The organism is Xanthomonas fragariae (assembly GCF_900183975.1).
GTDB lineage: Bacteria > Pseudomonadota > Gammaproteobacteria > Xanthomonadales > Xanthomonadaceae > Xanthomonas > Xanthomonas fragariae.
Genome location: NZ_LT853882.1, coordinates 3,998,530 through 4,016,196, shown reverse-complemented (window position 1 = coordinate 4,016,196; position 17,667 = coordinate 3,998,530). Strand labels below are relative to the sequence as shown.

The window sequence follows — 17,667 nt, the reverse complement described above, 5'->3', positions numbered from 1 at the left end:
TGACGCGACAACCGGTAAAATGCACCGGTGGATGTCTCTCATTTGCTCGATCATTTAAACCCCGCCCAGCGCGAGGCCGTTTCCGCGCCGCCGGGGCACTACCTCGTGCTGGCCGGCGCCGGCTCCGGCAAGACGCGCGTGCTGATCCATCGCATCGCCTGGCTCAATGAAGTTCAGGGCGTGCCCAACCACGGCATCTTCGCGGTGACCTTCACCAACAAGGCCGCCGGCGAAATGCGCCACCGCACCGACCTGCAGCTGCGTAACGGCAGCCGCGGGATGTGGATCGGCACCTTCCATGGGCTGGCGCATCGGTTGTTGCGTCTGCATTGGCAGGACGCACAGCTGCCGGAAGGCTTCCAGGTCATGGACAGCGACGACCAGCTGCGGCTGGTCAAGCGCGTGGTGCAGTCGCTGGAGCTGGACGAAAGCAAGTATCCGCCCAAGCAGATCAGCTGGTGGATCAACGAGCAAAAGGACGAAGGCCGCCGTCCGCAACATATCCAGCCCGAGCCCAACGACGATTGGACCGAGGTGCGCCGGCAGGTGTATGCGGCCTATCAGGAACGTTGCGACCGCTCCGGGCTGCTGGATTTCGCCGAGTTGCTGCTGCGCGCGCACGAACTGCTGCGCGATACCCCTGCGTTGCTGGCGCATTACCGTGCGCGCTTCCGCGAGATCCTGGTCGATGAGTTCCAGGACACCAATGCGATTCAGTACGCGTTCGTACGTGTGCTGGCCGGCGAGACTGGGCATGTGTTCGTGGTCGGCGACGACGACCAGGCCATCTACGGCTGGCGCGGGGCCAAGGTCGAGAACGTCCAGCGCTTTATGAAGGATTTTCCCGGTGCGCAGACCGTGCGGCTGGAGCAGAATTACCGTTCCAGCGCCAATATTCTGGGCGCGGCCAATGCGGTGATCGCGCACAACCCGGACCGTATCGGCAAGCAGCTGTGGACCGATTCCGGCGATGGCGATCCGATCGATCTGTATGCGGCCTACAACGAAGTCGACGAGGCGCGCTATGTGGTCGAGCGCGCGCGGCAGTGGGTGCGCGACGGCGGCAGCTACGGCGAAGTGGCGGTGCTCTATCGCAGCAACGCGCAGTCGCGCGCGCTGGAAGAAGCGCTGATTTCCGAGCAGCTGCCGTACCGCGTATACGGCGGCACGCGGTTTTTCGAACGCGCCGAAATCAAGGATGCATTTGCGTATCTGCGCCTGCTCACCAACCGCAGCGACGATGCCGCGTTTGAGCGCGCGGTCAACACGCCGACGCGTGGCATCGGCGATCGCACACTGGATGAAGTGCGCCGGCTGGCGCGTGCCAATGCGCTGTCGCTGTGGGAAGCGGCGATGCTGTGCACCCAGGAAAACACCCTGGCCGCACGTGCGCGCAATGCGTTGGCCACGTTCCTGAGCCTGGTCGGTCAGTTGCATGCCGAAACCGGCGAGATGGAATTGGCCGAGCGCATCGACCACGTGCTGATGCGCTCAGGATTGCGCGAGCATTGGGCCAAGGAAAGCCGCGGTGGGCTGGATTCGGAATCGCGCACCGAGAACCTGGACGAACTGGTGTCGGTGGCTTCGCGCTTCACCCGCCCCGACGACGAAGACAGCCAGGGCATGACCGAACTGGTCGCCTTCCTCGCCTACGCTTCGCTGGAAGCCGGCGAAGGCCAGGCACAGGCCGGCGAAGAAGGCGTGCAGCTGATGACGCTGCATTCGGCTAAAGGTCTGGAATTTCCGACCGTGTTTCTGGTCGGGCTGGAAGATGGCTTGTTCCCGAGCGCGCGGTCGCTGGAAGAAAGCGGGCGGCTGGAAGAAGAGCGTCGTCTGGCGTACGTGGGCATCACCCGCGCGCGGCAGAAACTAGTGCTGTGCTACGCCGAGTCGCGGCGCATCCACGGCCAGGACAACTACAACGTGCCATCGCGCTTTTTACGCGAAATTCCGCGCGATCTGGTGCACGAAGTACGTCCGAAAGTGCAGGTCTCGCGCACCGCCTCGCTGGGCGCGACGCGTGGCGGACCGGTGCATGGCGTTGTCGAAGCGGCACCGATCAAACTGGGCGCCAACGTCGAACACCCCAAGTTCGGCGGCGGTGTAGTGGTCGACTATGAAGGCGCCGGTGCGCATGCCCGCGTGCAGGTGCAGTTCGATGAAGTCGGCGCCAAATGGCTGGTGATGGCGTATGCGAATTTGACGGTGGTGTAGGTCGGTTGTTTTCCCACCGGCGATTCTGCCCCCTTCATGAAGCCATGATGGCGCTGGAGCGCGCCATTCCTAATCCGGTTGTTGTCTGACGTCAGGCGACGAATCGAAATAGCGTCAATGCATGCGGTAACCGCAGTGGATGAGGCATCGCTTCCGCGGCATCGCGCACGCTCACATTTCCCAGCTGAAGGTGGAGTTGATGCGCTCGCCTTTCACCGTGAGCGTGGACTTGTCCGCTAGCACGACCAGCGTAAATGGCGGCACTCGCTTGTGGCGACCTGCGTAAACACGGCAAAACCGACGCTAATCATCTTCCAAGACGACGTCGATATCATCAAAGTTGTCTGGTGCAGAAAGATTGGCGTGGAGTCTGTCACGCACTTCAGCTCAGCGAACATCGCCCGTCATCCACGTCTTATCGCGCTTGGGGATTCCAATGAAACGTCTCGCTGCAGCTTGTTGCCTTATCGTCGGTCTTGTCACTCAGAGCACTCATGCATTTGCCGCCGAGCCAATCACCGGTAAATGGTTCACCGATAATCAGCAAGCCTTGGTGGAGATTCAGTCCTGCGGCGCGTCGTTATGCGGAAAAATCGTCAAGGTGCTGCGAAGCAAGCCCGGTAGCGCAAAGACCGACGTATTCAATCCGGATCCGGGAAAACACAACACTCCGATGGAAGGCACCGTGATCCTCAGCGAGCTGGTGGATGCGGGGGATCTGTGGAAAGGCAAGATCTACAACCCGGAGTCCGGCAAGACCTATAACGCCAAGATCAGGCGGGATACCGATGGTTCATTGAAAGTGGAGGGGTGCGTGGCCTTCATCTGCCAAGGTCCGACCTGGCAGCCAGCCAACTGATCGCCTTGCAAAAGCAGACGCGTTCCAGCGACGTCACTAGCTGGCCGCCATCACGGGCGGCCATCTAAAATCGTTACGTATTTAGTCGCCCCTGAAAAACCCCAACCACCCAACGACCGCAAGGCCTTGATGTCTGCACCGGCGTGCCAAAACTACCGGTGTTCGCTACGCTGAAGGCTGGTTTCTTGCAATTTTCAGTCATGCGTACACGCCGTCCTGCTGCCGAGACAGACCCGCCGACGAGTTGTTTCGTTCGCGGCTGGAGAACCAGATCGATCTGCGTCATCCGCTGGCGCGGCTGAGCCAACGGATGCCGTGGACGGCGTTGGAGCAAGCACTTTCATCGCGCTTGCCGGCCACCCAGGCCGGTGGCGGTCGGCCGGCATTGCCGGTTTGCTCTACCTCAAACACGCCTACGACCTGTCCGATGAAGCGGTGTGCGAGCGCTGGCTGGAGAATCCGTACTGGCAGTTCTTCACCGGTGAGGTCGTGTTCCAGACGCGCTTGCCGTGCGATGCCAGCTCGCTGACGCGCTGGCGGCAGCGCCTGGGTGAGGCCGGGATGGAAGAGCTGCTGGCGCACACCATCAACGCCGCACATGCCATGCAGGCGGTGGACGCACGCGAGTTGTCGCGGGTGATCGTGGACACCACGGTGCAAGAGAAGGCGATCGCCTATCCGACCGACAGCCGTTTGCTGGAGGTGGCACGCAAGAAGCTGGTTTTAGTGGCCAAGCGGCACGGCATCGGATTGCGGCAGAGCTACGCGCGGCAAGGCCCGGCCCTGAGCCGCAAGGCAGGTCGGTATGCGCATGCGCGCCAGTTCAAGCGGATGCGGCGCATCTTGCGACGTCAACGCACAGTGCTGGGACGGCTCATGCGCGACATCCAACGCAAACTCGATCAGGTAAACACCGGCGTGCGCGAGCGCATCGCTGTCTGGCTGGAACGTGCGCAACGGCTGTACACGCAGCGTCCGAAGGACAAACAAAAACTGTACGCATTGCATGCCTCGGAAGTGGAATGCATTGGCAAGGGCAAGGCGCGTCAAGCGTACGAATTCGGCGTCAAGGTCGGCATTGCGGTCACCGCCTGCAAGGGATTGGTCGTGGGTGCGCGCAGCTTCCCGGGCAACCCGTACGACGGCGATACCTTGGCCGAGCAGCTGGAGCAGACACGCGGGTTGCTGCAGGATGTGAGCGTAGAACCGACGGTGGCGATCGTGGACCTGGGCGATCGCGGGCGCGAAGTCGATGGCGTGCAGGTCCTGCATCGCGGCAAGGCCAAGACCGCGACGGCAATGGCGCTGGATCAAGCGACGGCAGGCGGTGGAGCCGGTGATCGGACATCTGAAAGACGACTGCCGGTTGCGTCGCTGCAGGCTGAAAGGTGCCCAAGGCGATGCGCTGCACGTGCTCGGCTGCGCGGCCGGCTACAACCTGCGCTGGCTGCTGCGCTGGATCGCGTTTTTGCGTGCCTGGATGCGGGCGATGGGATGGTCATCCTTGAGTGCCGTGCCGCTGTCACCGACGGCACTTGGCGCTTGAAAGGGATTTTTCAGGGACGACTACCTATGTCCCGTTTGCACACTTCTGCGTTGCGGCACATCGAAACGTCAACCGCCGTAGCAGAACCGAGCACGACCACTGGCGAGCGCAAACCGGTTCCCGCAGGCTTCGCTGCTGGCGCCACGACGGGTCAAGAGCGGCAAGCAGCCACTTTCATGCAGTACACCAGGGACATCTGATGAACCTCTCTCTTTGCACCATCGTGGCGATCGCCATTGCCGCCTGCGTGCCGCCGTGCACGGCCGTGGCCGCCGACTGGTACGTCGCACCCACCGGCAACGACGGCAATCCCGGCACCCGCGCCGCCCCCTTTGCCAGCGTGATGGCTGCGCAGGCCGCCGCGTCCAGTGGCGATACCGTTTACCTGCGCAGCGGCACCTATCGCCTGACCAACGCCAACATCAGCGTGGTGCGGCAGCCCTACGCCGTGGTCAACGAGATCACCAAGCCCGGCATCGCCTATGTCAACGTCGCCAACGAGCGGCCGGTGTTCGACTTCTCTGCGGTGACGCCCACCGGCCTGCGCGTGGCCGCATTCCGGGTGGCCAGCAACAACTGCGTCTTTCGCGGATTCGAGGTGGTGGGTGTGCGGATCACCATTGCAGACCGCCTGACCCAGTCCGAAGCATTCCGCGTTGACCGCGGCAACGGCAACCTGTTCGAGAATCTGGCGATCCACGACGGCCAGGCGATCGGCTGGTACCTGGTTTCGGGCAGCGACAACCGGGTACACAACGTCGATGCCTATAACAACCGTGGACTAAATGCCTTCTCCGATGGAAATATCGACGGTTTCGGCGTGCACCCGACGCTTGCGGGAAGCACCGGAAACCTCATCGAAGGCAGCCGCGCATGGTTCAACAGCGACGATGGCTTCGACCTGATCAATGCCGCTGCCGCAGTCACCCTGCAACGCAACTGGTCGTTCTACAACGGGTACGACAGCGCATTCACCCCGCTGGGCAATGGCGCAGGCTTCAAGGCAGGTGGCTACGGGCGCAACGGAAGCGATTATCCCAAGCCGGTGCCGCGCCATATCGTGCGGTTCAATCTGGCAGTGGGCAATCGATCCAATGGCCTCTACGCCAATCACCACATCGGTGGGCAGGAGTGGATCAGCAACACATCGATCAAGAACGGCCGCGCCAACTACGACATGCAATCCACCTTGAGCGACAACCTCACCGACGTGCCTGGATACGACCACCATCTGGCCAATAACCTGGGATTCGGAACGCGCATCGAAATGATCAACCTGGGGTCTGCGAGCGAGAACGATATCGGCCGCAATTCGTTCAATCTTCCCCTTGTCGTCAGTGCAGGCGATTTCGTCAGCCTGGACGAGCGCCAGCTCATGCGTCCGCGCCAGGCCAACGGCGACCTACCCATCATCACCTTCGCCACCCTGGCCCCGGGCAGCGCGTTGATCGACGCCGGCGCCGATACCGGTGAGGCCTTCAACGGACGTGCACCGGACCTGGGGGCATTCGAGGCGCCTTGATCCGGACGATGGCGCCAGCCGCCTGGCCGGCGGTTAGCGCCATCGTGCCCGGCAGGATTAAGGGTCGGCAGGGATTCGTGTAAAAGACCTTTACTGACAGCGAGTTAGCTCACTTTCAGGGGATGTAAGCCGGTGAACCGCCCCCGGCTTCCGGCACTCCACATGCCGTCTGGTTCGATGCCCCCAGCTCCAGCGCCCGCGCTGCCACGCCTGACCGAGCTGGCCCGCGTGCATGCTGGACCGCGACCTGCCCGCTTGGCGGTTTAGCACTGGTCTCGCGCCATCTTATGAATGTGATCGAGGACGAAGTAATACGTTGGCCTAGAAGCAACACTTCTCCAATACGGCTATTACTTCCGGTTCGGTGCGTCGCAAAAATTACTAAAAATTTACAGTGATTTAACTATCAAGCCAGAAGAAATAACGTGAGAAAATTTAAATCGAAATGCATGCTTGGCACATGCATCGTTGGAAGCATCTTTAGCGCGGGTGCAGCGGCGCAGGTCGCTGCAATAAACAATACTGGCCGTGCCGAGGCTATGTCTGCATGGGAAACTACGCTCAAGCACGAGGCTCCGGTTATGGAGGGCTGCTTTAGCTCGACGTTTCCGGACATGGGGTGGCAGGCGGTACGCTGTGGCGCACCGCCGAAGTTGGTCATGAAGCCACAACACCTTACCAGCGGCAACGTTCGTACCGACACCGACAACCGCGTGCTCATCACCGGCAATGGCTATGACTACGCTGCACGCACGGGCATGCTCACCCATTCAGCCGTCGGCTCGTTCCCGAGCGTAAGCGGCGTGACCACTGGGGTAGTTCAATACTCGCTGCAAATCAATACCGACAACGACAGCAACCCCGCCGCTTGCGCGCAGTTCGGTTTTTCTTCATGCAAGACCTGGCAACAGTACGTCTACTCCAGCGACGCCGACGAAGACTCAAGTAATGGCTTTGACCCGGTCATCTTCATTGAAAGCTGGGTATATGCGAACAGTACCTCGGAATACGAGGCGGCGGGTTGCCCGTCCGGCTGGGATGCTTACGCAGGCAACGCTTGCGTGATTAACAGCGAAGCGGTGCGAGTACCTCTGGTGCCAGTTTCGGGCATCGCTGGTGTCAAGCTGACAGGTTCTGCGACCTCGGGGGGCGTGGATACCGTGTCGTTCTCGGTGAACGGAAGGGCCTACAGCGTGAGTCAGCGCGCCTCTACGGTGGATATCAATAAGATCTGGCGCCTGACCGAATTCAACATCTTCGGCAACGGCGCCAGAACTCAGACGGTGTCGTTTAATCGCGGCTCGCACGTCACGGTAAACGTAGCCGTAAACGATGGTACGACAAATGCCCCGACTTGCCTGGGCAATGCCGGCAAGACATTCGAGCAGAACAACCTGACGCGTGGTAGTTGCACCACCTTTGGTGGCGCTTCGCCCGGCATTAGCTTTCCTCAAAGCAACTGACTATTTGCGTCTGGGGAGGTTTCGTCCTTCCCAGACGTTACTTGTTCGCCAACCGGGCGCACTGGCCGCAGCTGCTCCAAGAGCTGTTCCAGCGTGCTCAGACGTACCGTGGCCCGTGAGGTGTCCGCCTCGGCGTGTTCCCGGCGCTGGCGCTCTTCGACCAGCTCGGTCCGTGCCGCAGCCAGTTCGGCGCGCACGCCTTCCAGCGCGTGGGCATCTTGGGTCCAGCGTGCCTGCAGGGCTTGGTGCTCGGCGGCCGTCAGGCGCAGCGCGTCGTGCTCGTGTTGCTGGGCATCCGCCCGCTGGCGTGCCTGCACCAGTTCACACTCCAGGCGGGTCTGGCGTTCCAGCCACTGGCCGTTCTCCCGGTTGAGCTGCATCAGGTCGTGGTTCTTGGCGGTCAAGGCCTCGTTGAGGGTCGGCAGGGGTTCGTGTAAAAAACAGCTAAAAGTGAGCTAACTCGCTGTCAGTAAAGAATTTTTCACGAATCCCTGCCTGCTCTCGTGATCGGCCATCGGAAAGACGATTGTCGTCTGCGTAGCTGCCGGCTCATTCATGTCCTGGCTGCGCCGCCGGCTACAATTGGCGATTGTCGCGACTAGGCCAGATTGCAAAGCGCTCTCGCTGCGACGTCCCCCCCGTCCTGAGTAGCTGCCGGGTTTAGAGTCCGGGGTTGATGATATCGGTGTTGGCCAGCTGTTGGGCATACGCGGATGGCGTCATGCCGCCAATTGCTTTCTTGGGTCGGTCCTCGTTGTATTCGCGTCGCCAGCGTTCGATCTCGGTGCGCGTATGCAGCAGTGTCGGAAACCAGTGTTCGTTGAGGCATTCGTCGCGTAACCGGCCATTGAACGATTCAACGTAGGCGTTCTGATTCGGCTTGCCGGGCTGGATCAGCCGTAACTGCACGCCACGTGCATGCGCCCAGGCCACCATCGCCTTGCCGCAAAACTCCTTTTGCCTTTATCGGTGCGGATCACCTGCGGCAAGCCGCGGCTGATGGCCAGCCGATCCAGCACACGCGTCACGCCATGGCCGAAAATCGCACGCTCCGTAAGCTCCCCAGCCTGACAGACACCGCATAAGTAGTCGCCCCTGAAAAACCCCAACCACCCAACGACCGCAAGGCCTTGATGTCTGCACCGGCGTGCCAAAACTACCAGTGTTCGCTACGCTGAAGGCTGGTTTCTGGCAATTTGCGCCCATGCGTACACGCCGTCCTGCTGCCGAAGACAGACCCGCCGACGAGTTGTTTCGTTCGCGGCTGGAGAACCAGATCGATCTGCGTCATCCGCTGGCGCGGCTGAGCCAACGGATGCCGTGGACGGCGTTGGAGCAAGCACTTTCATCGCGCTTGCCGGCCACCCAGGCCGGTGGCGGTCGGCCGGCATTGCCGGTGCGGCTGATTGCCGGTTTGCTCTACCTCAAACACGCCTACGACCTGTCCGATGAAGCGGTGTGCGAGCGCTGGCTGGAGAATCCGTACTGGCAGTTCTTCACTGGCGAGGTCGTGTTCCAGACGCGCTTGCCGTGCGATGCCAGCTCGCTGACGCGCTGGCGGCAGCGCCTGGGTGAGGCCGGGATGGAAGAGCTGCTGGCGCACACCATCAACGCCGCGCATGCGATGCAGGCGGTGGACGCACGCGAGTTGTCGCGGGTGATCGTGGACACCACGGTGCAAGAGAAGGCGATCGCCTATCCGACCGACAGCCGTTTGCTGGAGGTGGCACGCAAGAAGCTGGTGTTACTGGCCAAGCGGCACGGCATCGGATTGCGGCAGAGCTACGCGCGGCAAGGCCCGGCCCTGAGCCGCAAGGCAGGTCGGTATGCGCATGCGCGCCAGTTCAAGCGGATGCGGCGCGTGCTGCGACGTCAACGCACAGTGCTGGGACGGCTCGTGCGCGACATCCAACGCAAACTCGATCAGGTAAACACCGGCGTGCGCGAGCGCATCGCTGTCTGGCTGGAACGTGCGCAACGGCTGTACACGCAGCGTCCGAAGGACAAACAAAAACTCTACGCATTGCATGCCCCGGAAGTGGAATGCATCGGCAAGGGCAAGGCGCGTCAAGCGTACGAATTCGGCGTCAAGGTCGGCATTGCGGTCACCGCCTGCAAGGGATTGGTCGTGGGTGCGCGCAGCTTCCCGGGCAACCCGTACGACGGCGATACCTTGGCCGAGCAGCTGGAGCAGACACGCGGGTTGCTGCAGGATGTGAGCGTAGAACCGACGGTGGCGATCGTGGACCTGGGCGATCGCGGGCGCGAAGTCGATGGCGTGCAGGTCCTGCATCGCGGCAAGGCCAAGACGCTGACGCGACGGCAATGGCGCTGGATCAAGCGACGGCAGGCGGTGGAGCCGGTGATCGGACATCTGAAAGACGACTGCCGGTTGCGTCGCTGCAGGCTGAAAGGTGCCCAAGGCGATGCGCTGCACGTGCTCGGCTGCGCCGCCGGCTACAACCTGCGCTGGCTGCTGCGCTGGATCGCGTTTTTGCGTGCCTGGATGCGGGCGATGGGATGGTCATCCTTGAGCACCGTGCCGCCGTCACCGACGGCACTTGGCACTTGAAGGGGATTTTTCAGGGACGACTAGCCAGTGCAGACGCGTACTTGAAGTCACGTGCCCATGCGCATTGCGCATCACGCGGTAACGGTGGTGTGCCGTCGAGCGCACCATCCCATGCATCGAGCTTGTGCGCCATCTCGCGCACGATCACGTTGAAGCCTGCATGCGGGTCGGCCAGATCGGCCTGCACATCGGCCTAGCTGACAATCAGCGGACCTTGCTCCCAGGCATCGCCGATCAACGTGTCGTCCCATGCATGCATGACGCCGGCCGCGTCCATATGGGGGCGCTGCACGCCGAAGGCATCCGGATACACGAACCGCGCCAGCCGGGCGCACCGATTTTCAGCAGCGGCAAGCAGCAGGTGGCAGCCAACAGTACGCGATCGTGCGGAGGCAGCGGCAACCCATCGACTGGCGAAATGGTTTTTTTTTCCTGCAGGAGCTGCGTCGCCAATGCGCGCAGACGTTGCTGGCGGAGCGGATCAAGTGCAGCGACCCAGACGCAACCGGTGCACACCGGTTGCCACAACGCGTCAGGAATCTGGAGCGGCGGCCGGCGCAGCCAGCGCCTCAACTACTGGATCAGCGGAACATGCCCGGCAGAAAGCTGTGCCAGTGCGGCATCATGCGCATACGCGGAAACAACGAATCGCTCTCGCTGCCACCGCCGCCAGTGGACGGGGCGGGCTTGTGCGCGCTGTTGCGCGCTGTTGCCGCCTCGGGGGCCGGCGCCCTGCTGCGTGCCGCCGAGTTGGTTCTGACGCAACTCTCATGATTGCCATTGGCCAGCTGGCCCGATGCCAGTGCGGCAAACGGAGCCAACAACAGGAGCAGGCAAACCGTGATTCGGCGCATCGTCCATATCCAGGCAAGCGGCGTGAGCTGTCGATCATAACGTGCTTTTCATCCCCTCACGCAAGCCCGCGCTGGGCGCCCGGAGAGGCTTGGCGCATACTTTCACGGATCGATTTGGGGACCTTGCCGTGGATGACCGCGCATTGCTGGCCAAACTTGCGAGCGGCCGGTTATCCGGCGATGCGCTGGCGCGCGATGCCGGATTGACCCGCGCCGCAGTGTGGAAGCGTATTCAGAATTTGCGTGCTGCCGGTGTCGACATCGAAGGGCGGGCAGGGGGCGGTTATCGATTGGCCGCGCCGCTGGACCTGCTGGATACTGCACGGATTCGCGCCGGCATGGCCACCGATGCTGCGACTGGTCTGGCCGCACTGGACGTGGCCTGGACGCTGAAATCCACCAACTCCACCTTGTTGGATCGCCCGGCGCCCGAGCAGGGCGTGGCGGTGCTGTTGGCCGAGCGCCAGACCGGAGGGCGCGGTCGACGTGGCCGCCAATGGACTTCGCCGCTGGGCGCACACATCTATCTGTCGGCATCGCGGCGTTTCAGCGGCGGGCTGAGCCAGTTGGCCGGCCTCAGCCTGGCGATGGGGGTGGCGGTGGCCGAAGCTTTGCGTGGCTGCGGGTTCGCCGATGTGGGGCTGAAATGGCCCAACGACCTGCTGGCGCGCGAGCGCAAGCTGGGCGGGCTGTTGATCGAAGGCGGCGGCGAGATGGCCGGCAATGCCCGCGCTGTGATTGGGCTGGGCTTGAACGTGCACATGCCGGCTGCGGTGGCCGCCACCATCGACCAGCCGTGGGTGGATCTGGATACGTTGGCCGGCAGCGCGGTGTCGCGCGATGTCGTTGTAGCTGCTGTGTTGTCCGCGATGTTGCCGGCGTTGGACTTGTTCCAAGCGCAGGGGCTGGCGCCATTTCTGAGCCGCTACGCGGCACTGGATGTGTTGAGTGGCCGTGCAGTGCAGGTTGAAGAGGCCGGCATCCGGTATCACGGGATTGCGCTCGGCTTGGCTGCCGACGGCGCGTTGCGTGTGCAACTGGGCGAAACGGTGCGCTTGTTCCACTCCGGAGAAGTGAGCGTGAGACCTACATGAGCGAGTGGCTGTTCGACCTGGGCAATTCGCGGTTCAAGTACGCGCCGTTGCACGGCAACCGTGCCGGCGATGCGCAGGCGTGGGCGCACGGCGCCGAAGTCATGGATGCGTCCGCGTTGTCGGCGCTACCGTCCGGGCGCATCGCGCATGTGGCCAGCGTGGCGGCTCCTGCACTGACCGAGTGCATGATCGGCTGCCTGCATCAGCGCTTCGAGCAAGTGCGCATCGTGCGTACCGCGACCGAATGCGCCGGTATCCGGATTGCGTATGCAGATCCGAGCGGTTTTGGTGTGGATCGCTTTCTGGCGCTGCTCGGCGCGCGCGGCGACGCACCAGTGCTGGTGGCCGGCGTGGGCACCGCGCTGACCATCGATGTGCTCGGCGCCGACGGCCAACATCACGGCGGCCGCATCGCCGCCTCGCCGACCACGATGCGCGAGGCATTGCATGCGCGTGCGATGCAATTGCCGGCCAGCGGCGGCGACTATGTCGAACTGGCCAACGACACGGTCGATGCGTTGACCTCCGGCTGCGATGGCGCGGCAGTTGCGCTGATCGAGCGCAGCCTGCAGCACGCGCAGCGCAGCCTGGGAGTGCCGGTGCGCTTGCTGGTGCACGGCGGCGGTGCGCCACCGTTGCTGCCGTTGTTGCCCGATGCCATGTTCCGCGCCGCACTGGTGCTGGATGGACTGGCGACCTGGGCGACGTCTTCGTCCTCCTCGTAGAATCGGCGCATGTACGTACGCGCGCTCATCGTTGTTCTGATCATCCTCAATGCCGGAGTGGCGTTGTGGTGGGCGTTGCAGTCATCACCGGCAGCGCAGGTGGCCCCTGCACAGCCGCCCGGTGTAGCGCGGCTGGAGTTGTTGCCGAATGCGGCGACGGAACTGGCGACGGAACTGGCGGGGGCGGATGTGACCACGGCTTCGACTCCGGGTGCTACGCCTGCGGCAACACCAGCCGCGCAGGCATCAGTACCAGTCGCTAGCGCAGCAGTGGTAACCACGCCGACCGTTACATCGACAACTGCAGCGGGCGAAGCGTCGCGCGCTGCGGCAGAGATTCCAGCGACAACCAAGGTTGCCGAGAAACCTGCCGATGTCGCTGCAGCCGCTACTGTCCCAAGATCGCCATCCATCACGCCGGTGCCCGTGCCCGCTACGGAGCGCTGCGCCAGCCTGGGGCCGTATGCGGCACGCAGCGATGCCGATGCTGCGCTTGCACGCATTCGTGGTCAGGCCAGTCGTATCAGCGTGCGCGAGGACAGGGACGTCGGGGTCAATACGTTCCGGGTGATGCTGCCGAACGTGGGCGATCGTGCGGCAGCACAGGCCTGGGTCAAGCGCATTGCCGCGGCCGGTATGGGCGATTACTACGTGATCGCGCAAGGCGAGGACAACACCGTCGCGCTGGGCCAGTACCAGAGTCGCGAGCGCGCCGAGCGACGCCAAGCCAGTCTGGTCAGCGCAAGTTTTCCGGCGCAATTGGTGCCCAGCGGCACCGGCCTGTCGCGCTGGTGGATCGATGTGCGTAGTGCTGTGGCGACCACTGCGTTGCAGGGCGCGGCGGGTGCAGCGCGGCAACGATCGCTAGATTGCTCCGCGCTGCGCTAGAATGCGCACCGGCGCCCAGCGCGCCTGCCTTTGCCGGCATAGCTCAGTTGGTAGAGCAACCGCCTTGTAACTCGGACGCGGTTGTTGTGGTGATAGGGCGAAAGGCTAAGCGCGGCAGGGCTTTAGGTTTGCCAGCGAGTAGACTGCGGGACAAGCCGGACACGGTTTGAGCAAGAGAAGTACGACATCGCCGCTTTAGCTCAGTCGGTAGAGCAACTGATTTGTAATCAGTAGGTCGTCCGTTCGATTCGGACAAGCGGCACCATCTCTCGTAGTCAGCGCCGCTTTGCGCACGTGTAAAGGGGGATCTGGGCGAGGTAGAGCGCCAGCGACACCAGCAAGGAAATGGACGGTGATTTCATCGCTGCTGGGCTTACTTGTTATTCGGTCGCACGATCATCCAGAACGTCGCGGCTGTGATGGCACCAAAGAACGCACAAATAGCTGCGATAGCGATTGACGAGGCTGTCACTGGCCCACTGGCGGCACCTTGTAGCATCGGAAATAAGAAGTAGGCGATGGCCGCGCCCGTAATCGTGCCGGCTATGAGGTATGGCCATACGCTTGTCCAGCCTTTGCTCTGAAATAGCAGGTGCATGGGTAGGCCGATAACGAGCATTGCGGGATACGCAATCATCGCAATCAGTTTCAGTGCCCATATCCCTTCGCTGGGATTTCCGAGTATAGACAAGGTCAGCATGAGCAACGCTGGTACCAAGGGCGCCAGTGCTAACCCAAGCACTAGCCGCTTGGGTTAGTTGTTGCAGACACTATCCCTCCCCGAAGCGCAGCCAGTGGGATTGGGTGTTCCTTGCTTCTGTTCGGTCCAGACACCGTTGATGGGTGGCAGTCCAGCTTCCAGGTGCCTGCAGCTTGGACGTGCCTTCGCCCCAGTTCTGGATGGTGGAGTTTCCGCTAGCATCCACGGTTGGCTGACGTACCACGATGCCGGATTCAAGCGGGTGCCCGGGGAGCGTGACATTCACGACAACCGGCTGGCCGTTGAGTTGGTTCGTCAAACTGAAAGACGTTACGGGACTGATGGCTGCCGGACTGATACCGCCAATTACTGGGGTAGCGTCATTGAACGTGCCCTGCGGTGTCGCAGGTGAAGAAAAACCGCGGGTCGGGTTGTTTTTCACATAAGCCTGGTTTTGTTCGAGGGTCTTTCCAGGTGTGTTCGCTGGAACACTATACGCATGGTAGTTCGGAGACTTCGTGGTGAGACGCCCAGGGTTCCGTAGACCCTCAAGACCCTCGTTGCGCGTAGCGCCGTTCAAACTCTACAGGGGACAGGTCGCCAGTTGAATCGTGGCGGCGGTTGGGGTTGTAGAACATCTCGATGTAGTCGAATACCTCGGCGCGAGCGGCGTCCTTGGTGGAATAGGTCCGCCGCCTGATCCGCTCGCGTTTGAGCAGTCCGAAGAAGCTCTCCACGGGTGCGTTGTCGTGGCAGTTGCCACGCCGACTCATGCTGCACACCACGCTATGGGACGCCAGGAAACTGCGCCAGTCATCGCTGGTGTAGACAGACCCTTGGTCCGAATGAACCAAGCAACCAGCGTTGGGTTTGCGCCGCCACACCGCAGACAACAAGGCCTGCACGACCAACTCGGTGTCGGCCCGATCGCGCATCGCCCAGCCGACGACCTGCCGGGAAAACAGATCGATCACAACAGCCAGGTACATCCAGCCTTCATGCGTGCGGATGAAGGTGAAATCGCTCGCCCAGGCCGTGTCCGGCTCAGTCACGTCGAACTGTCGGTCAAGCAGGTTGGCCGCCGCCTTGCACTGCATTCCTCCATGGAAGCGCGGTTTGCGACCATAGCCCACCTGGGCACGCAGTCCCTCGGTGCGCATCAGCCGATGCACCCGATGGCGACTGCAACGCTCACCCAGATCGCGCAGATCCCTGGTGATCTTGCGATGCCCATAGACACTGCCGCTGGCCAGCCAGTGGTGCTTGATCAGTCCAAGCAAGCGCTCATCTTCCTTGGCGCGCTCACTGTTGGGCGAGCACAACCAGGCGTAATAGCCCGACCGGTTGACCCGCAATACCCGGCACATCGCACACACCCTGAATTCCCCACAGTGGGCTTGCATGAAGGCGTACTTTGCCCTTACCCCTTGGCAAAGTACGCGGCGGCCTTTTTTAGGATGTCGCGCTCCTCGGTCACTCGACGCAACTCTGCCTTCAGCCGCCGAACCTCGGCGCTCTGGTCCACCTCGGCGCGCTGCACCACGCCAGGCTTGCCGAACTTGCGCAGCCAGGCGTAGAGGCTGTGCGTGGTGACACCCAGTCGCTCCGCGACTTCTGCCACCTTGAAACCACGATCGGTCACTTGCCGGACCGCCCCAATCTTGAATTCATCCGTATACCGCTTGCTGCTCATAGACACCTCCGAATTGACCATTTTCCATGGCCTTGAGATGTCTAGGAAACCCTGGGCGTATCAGTAGCCGCTGTCGCCAAACACACTGTCTTCTTTGCCGTGCAGCAATGCGTGGGTCACCGTGACATCAGCCACATTGGCAGCCGTACAACGGACGTGGTGCACCAGCCCGGAAAACTCATCCACGCCGATGGGTGCCTTCATCCCGAAATACCACTGATTGCCTTTCTTGGTCTGATGCATTTCAGGGTCGCGCGCGCGGTCGGTGTTCTTGGTCGAACTGGGCGCAGCGATCAGGGTTGCATCGACGATCGTGCCGGACCGCAGGCTCTGACCCTTGCGCACCAGATCCGCGTTGACGGCCTCCAGCATCCGCGCTGCAAGGCCATGGGTTTCCAGCAAGCGGCGAAAGTTGAGAATCGTGGTCTCGTCGGGAACATTGTCCAAACCACCGAGCCGGGCAAAACGGCGCAAGGTCGGGATCTGGTGCAACGCTTCTTCCATCGCCGGATCGCTCAACGCATACCACTGCCGCAGCAAATGAATCCGCAACATCGTCGCCAGTGCGTACGGCTGTCGACCAGGCCGCCCCGACACCGGATAGTGCGGCGCGATCAGTCCGAGCAAATGCCTCCACGGAACCACCTGCTCCATCTCGGCCAGGAAGATCTCGCGGCGAGTCTGCTTGCGCTTGCCCAAACCTTCAGCGTCACCGAACGTCAGTTGCATGGATGACTCCTCAACGTAGGTGTGTAGTGTCGCGCATTTGAAGTGCGTTGTTCAGAGGTTCCCTAATGCTAATGCCAATGCGCCACTTGTCAGGATCTTATGCATCACGAACCCCCTTGGCTCTGTACTTTCATGTTATTGAAGTGTTGCAGGTAGCGTTGCTTTTCCGCCGGTCCCCACTGGCGCCAACCTAATGCCTCTGCCCTTTCGTACCAAGCGTGATTTTGTCTACTGTAATCCAGATACTCGGCGCGTAGCTCCATCGGTATCTGTTCGGCCTGCGGATACTTGGCCTTGAAGCGCTCTTCGATGAGCAGGTAATAGGCATCCCCGCGGGCTGTCATTGCGTTGACATCCTTGGGATTGGCCTTGAGGATCAAATCGGTGGCCGCCAATATCCGTTCGGCCTGCTTCTGCTCGCGGTAGTACGGCAATAGGGACGCAGAGGCGAACAGGGACACGGTTTCCCGTTGCGTGAAGGGGCGCAGGAACGTGTCGTTGCGTGTTGCCTCGGACGGTATGTTCATGGCCTGTTCGTAGCCACCGTCCGGATGGAACAAACCGCTGGTAGCCTCGAAGTTCGTCCACTGACCTTGCTCTTCGTCACCGTGCTTGACGATTAAATGATACGGCGCAGTGGTGATGGTCAACGGTAAGCCCAGCCGCTGGCCGATGATCAGGAATGCAATGGGCATGATGACGCACTGGCCTTTACGGGTGACGAAGTAGTCGCACCTGAAAAACCCCAACCACCCAACGACCGCAAGGCCTTGATGTCTGCACCGGCGTGCCAAAACTACCGGTGTTC

12 protein-coding genes, 1 tRNA gene and 5 pseudogenes are annotated in these 17,667 nt (G+C 61.9%); 10 read left to right on the top strand and 8 right to left on the bottom strand.

The features are described from left to right. Positions 1-27 precede the first annotated feature (27 nt). The 5 genes and pseudogenes from uvrD (at position 28) to PD885_RS18660 (ending at position 7,604) form a co-directional block, all read left to right on the top strand. Positions 28-2,214 (top strand): DNA helicase II, encoded by a 2,187-nt coding sequence (uvrD, locus tag PD885_RS18680; protein ID WP_088057056.1) that lies wholly within the window; start codon positions 28-30, stop codon positions 2,212-2,214. 436 nt (positions 2,215-2,650) lie between these two features. Further along, positions 2,651-3,073: a DUF2147 domain-containing protein gene (locus tag PD885_RS18675; protein WP_002809469.1), complete on the top strand. Its 423-nt coding sequence runs from the start codon at positions 2,651-2,653 to the stop codon at positions 3,071-3,073. A 200-nt stretch (positions 3,074-3,273) separates the two neighbouring features. Next, positions 3,274-4,619: pseudogene (locus tag PD885_RS18670) on the top strand (IS5 family transposase). A gap of 199 nt (positions 4,620-4,818) precedes the next feature. Then, positions 4,819-6,141, top strand: coding sequence for a right-handed parallel beta-helix repeat-containing protein (locus PD885_RS18665; protein WP_088057055.1), 1,323 nt, complete (start codon positions 4,819-4,821; stop codon positions 6,139-6,141). A gap of 425 nt (positions 6,142-6,566) precedes the next feature. After that, positions 6,567-7,604, top strand: a complete 1,038-nt coding sequence (locus PD885_RS18660; protein ID WP_082244341.1) for a hypothetical protein — start codon at positions 6,567-6,569, stop codon at positions 7,602-7,604. On the opposite strand, the gene PD885_RS18655 is transcribed toward PD885_RS18660, so the two are convergent. Both PD885_RS18655 and PD885_RS18650 read right to left on the bottom strand, forming a co-directional pair. Continuing rightward, positions 7,592-8,008: a cointegrate resolution protein T gene (locus PD885_RS18655; RefSeq protein WP_088057054.1), complete on the bottom strand. Its 417-nt coding sequence runs from the start codon at positions 8,006-8,008 to the stop codon at positions 7,592-7,594. The genes PD885_RS18660 and PD885_RS18655 overlap by 13 nt on opposite strands. Before the next feature lie 256 nt (positions 8,009-8,264). Then, positions 8,265-8,656, bottom strand: a pseudogene (locus PD885_RS18650) (integrase core domain-containing protein); the annotation flags it as partial. A gap of 152 nt (positions 8,657-8,808) precedes the next feature. Between PD885_RS18650 and PD885_RS18645 the strand changes: the two are divergent. Continuing rightward, a complete protein-coding gene (locus tag PD885_RS18645; protein WP_088057136.1) occupies positions 8,809-10,176 on the top strand; it encodes an IS5 family transposase in 1,368 nt (455 codons plus the stop codon). Between the two features lie 10 nt (positions 10,177-10,186). Here PD885_RS18645 and PD885_RS18640 read toward each other — a convergent pair. Together PD885_RS18640 and PD885_RS18635 are read right to left on the bottom strand one after the other, a co-directional pair. Then, positions 10,187-10,692 (bottom strand): annotated as a pseudogene (locus PD885_RS18640) (zinc-dependent peptidase). Positions 10,693-10,757: 65 nt separating this feature from the next. Next, positions 10,758-11,068 (bottom strand): annotated as a pseudogene (locus PD885_RS18635) (hypothetical protein). 51 nt (positions 11,069-11,119) lie between these two features. On the opposite strand from PD885_RS18635, the gene birA reads away from it, so the two are divergent. The 4 genes from birA to PD885_RS18615 all read left to right on the top strand — a co-directional run bounded on the left by birA (position 11,120) and on the right by PD885_RS18615 (position 14,002). Further along, positions 11,120-12,124 carry a bifunctional biotin--[acetyl-CoA-carboxylase] ligase/biotin operon repressor BirA gene (gene birA, locus PD885_RS18630; protein WP_238396058.1) on the top strand — a complete coding sequence of 335 codons (1,005 nt, stop codon included), beginning with the start codon at positions 11,120-11,122 and terminating at the stop codon, positions 12,122-12,124. Further along, on the top strand, positions 12,121-12,849 hold the full coding sequence (locus tag PD885_RS18625) for a type III pantothenate kinase (protein ID WP_002809476.1): 729 nt from the start codon (positions 12,121-12,123) through the stop codon (positions 12,847-12,849). Before birA ends, PD885_RS18625 begins: the two co-directional genes overlap by 4 nt. Positions 12,850-12,858: 9 nt before the next feature. Continuing rightward, complete coding sequence (locus PD885_RS18620) at positions 12,859-13,737, top strand: SPOR domain-containing protein (protein ID WP_088057052.1); 879 nt, start codon at positions 12,859-12,861, stop codon at positions 13,735-13,737. Positions 13,738-13,926: 189 nt separating this feature from the next. Next, positions 13,927-14,002 (top strand) — tRNA-Thr (locus PD885_RS18615). Between the two features lie 108 nt (positions 14,003-14,110). On the opposite strand, the gene PD885_RS18610 is transcribed toward PD885_RS18615, so the two are convergent. From PD885_RS18610 to PD885_RS22270, 4 genes and pseudogenes are all read right to left on the bottom strand, one after another. Then, the gene (locus tag PD885_RS18610) at positions 14,111-14,437 is read right to left on the bottom strand and encodes a hypothetical protein (RefSeq protein ID WP_088057051.1); all 327 of its coding nucleotides are present in this window, start codon (positions 14,435-14,437) and stop codon (positions 14,111-14,113) included. A 548-nt stretch (positions 14,438-14,985) separates the two neighbouring features. Next, a protein-coding gene (locus PD885_RS18605) for an IS3 family transposase (protein ID WP_088056617.1) occupies positions 14,986-16,130 on the bottom strand; the annotation gives its coding sequence in 2 pieces (ribosomal slippage) (positions 14,986-15,893 and positions 15,893-16,130; 1,146 coding nt in all). Between the two features lie 63 nt (positions 16,131-16,193). Beyond that, positions 16,194-16,859: pseudogene (locus PD885_RS18600) on the bottom strand (IS5 family transposase); the annotation flags it as partial. A gap of 104 nt (positions 16,860-16,963) precedes the next feature. Next, the gene (locus PD885_RS22270) at positions 16,964-17,554 is read right to left on the bottom strand and encodes a SirB1 family protein (protein WP_002809484.1); all 591 of its coding nucleotides are present in this window, start codon (positions 17,552-17,554) and stop codon (positions 16,964-16,966) included. Between the last annotated feature and the right edge of the window lie 113 nt (positions 17,555-17,667).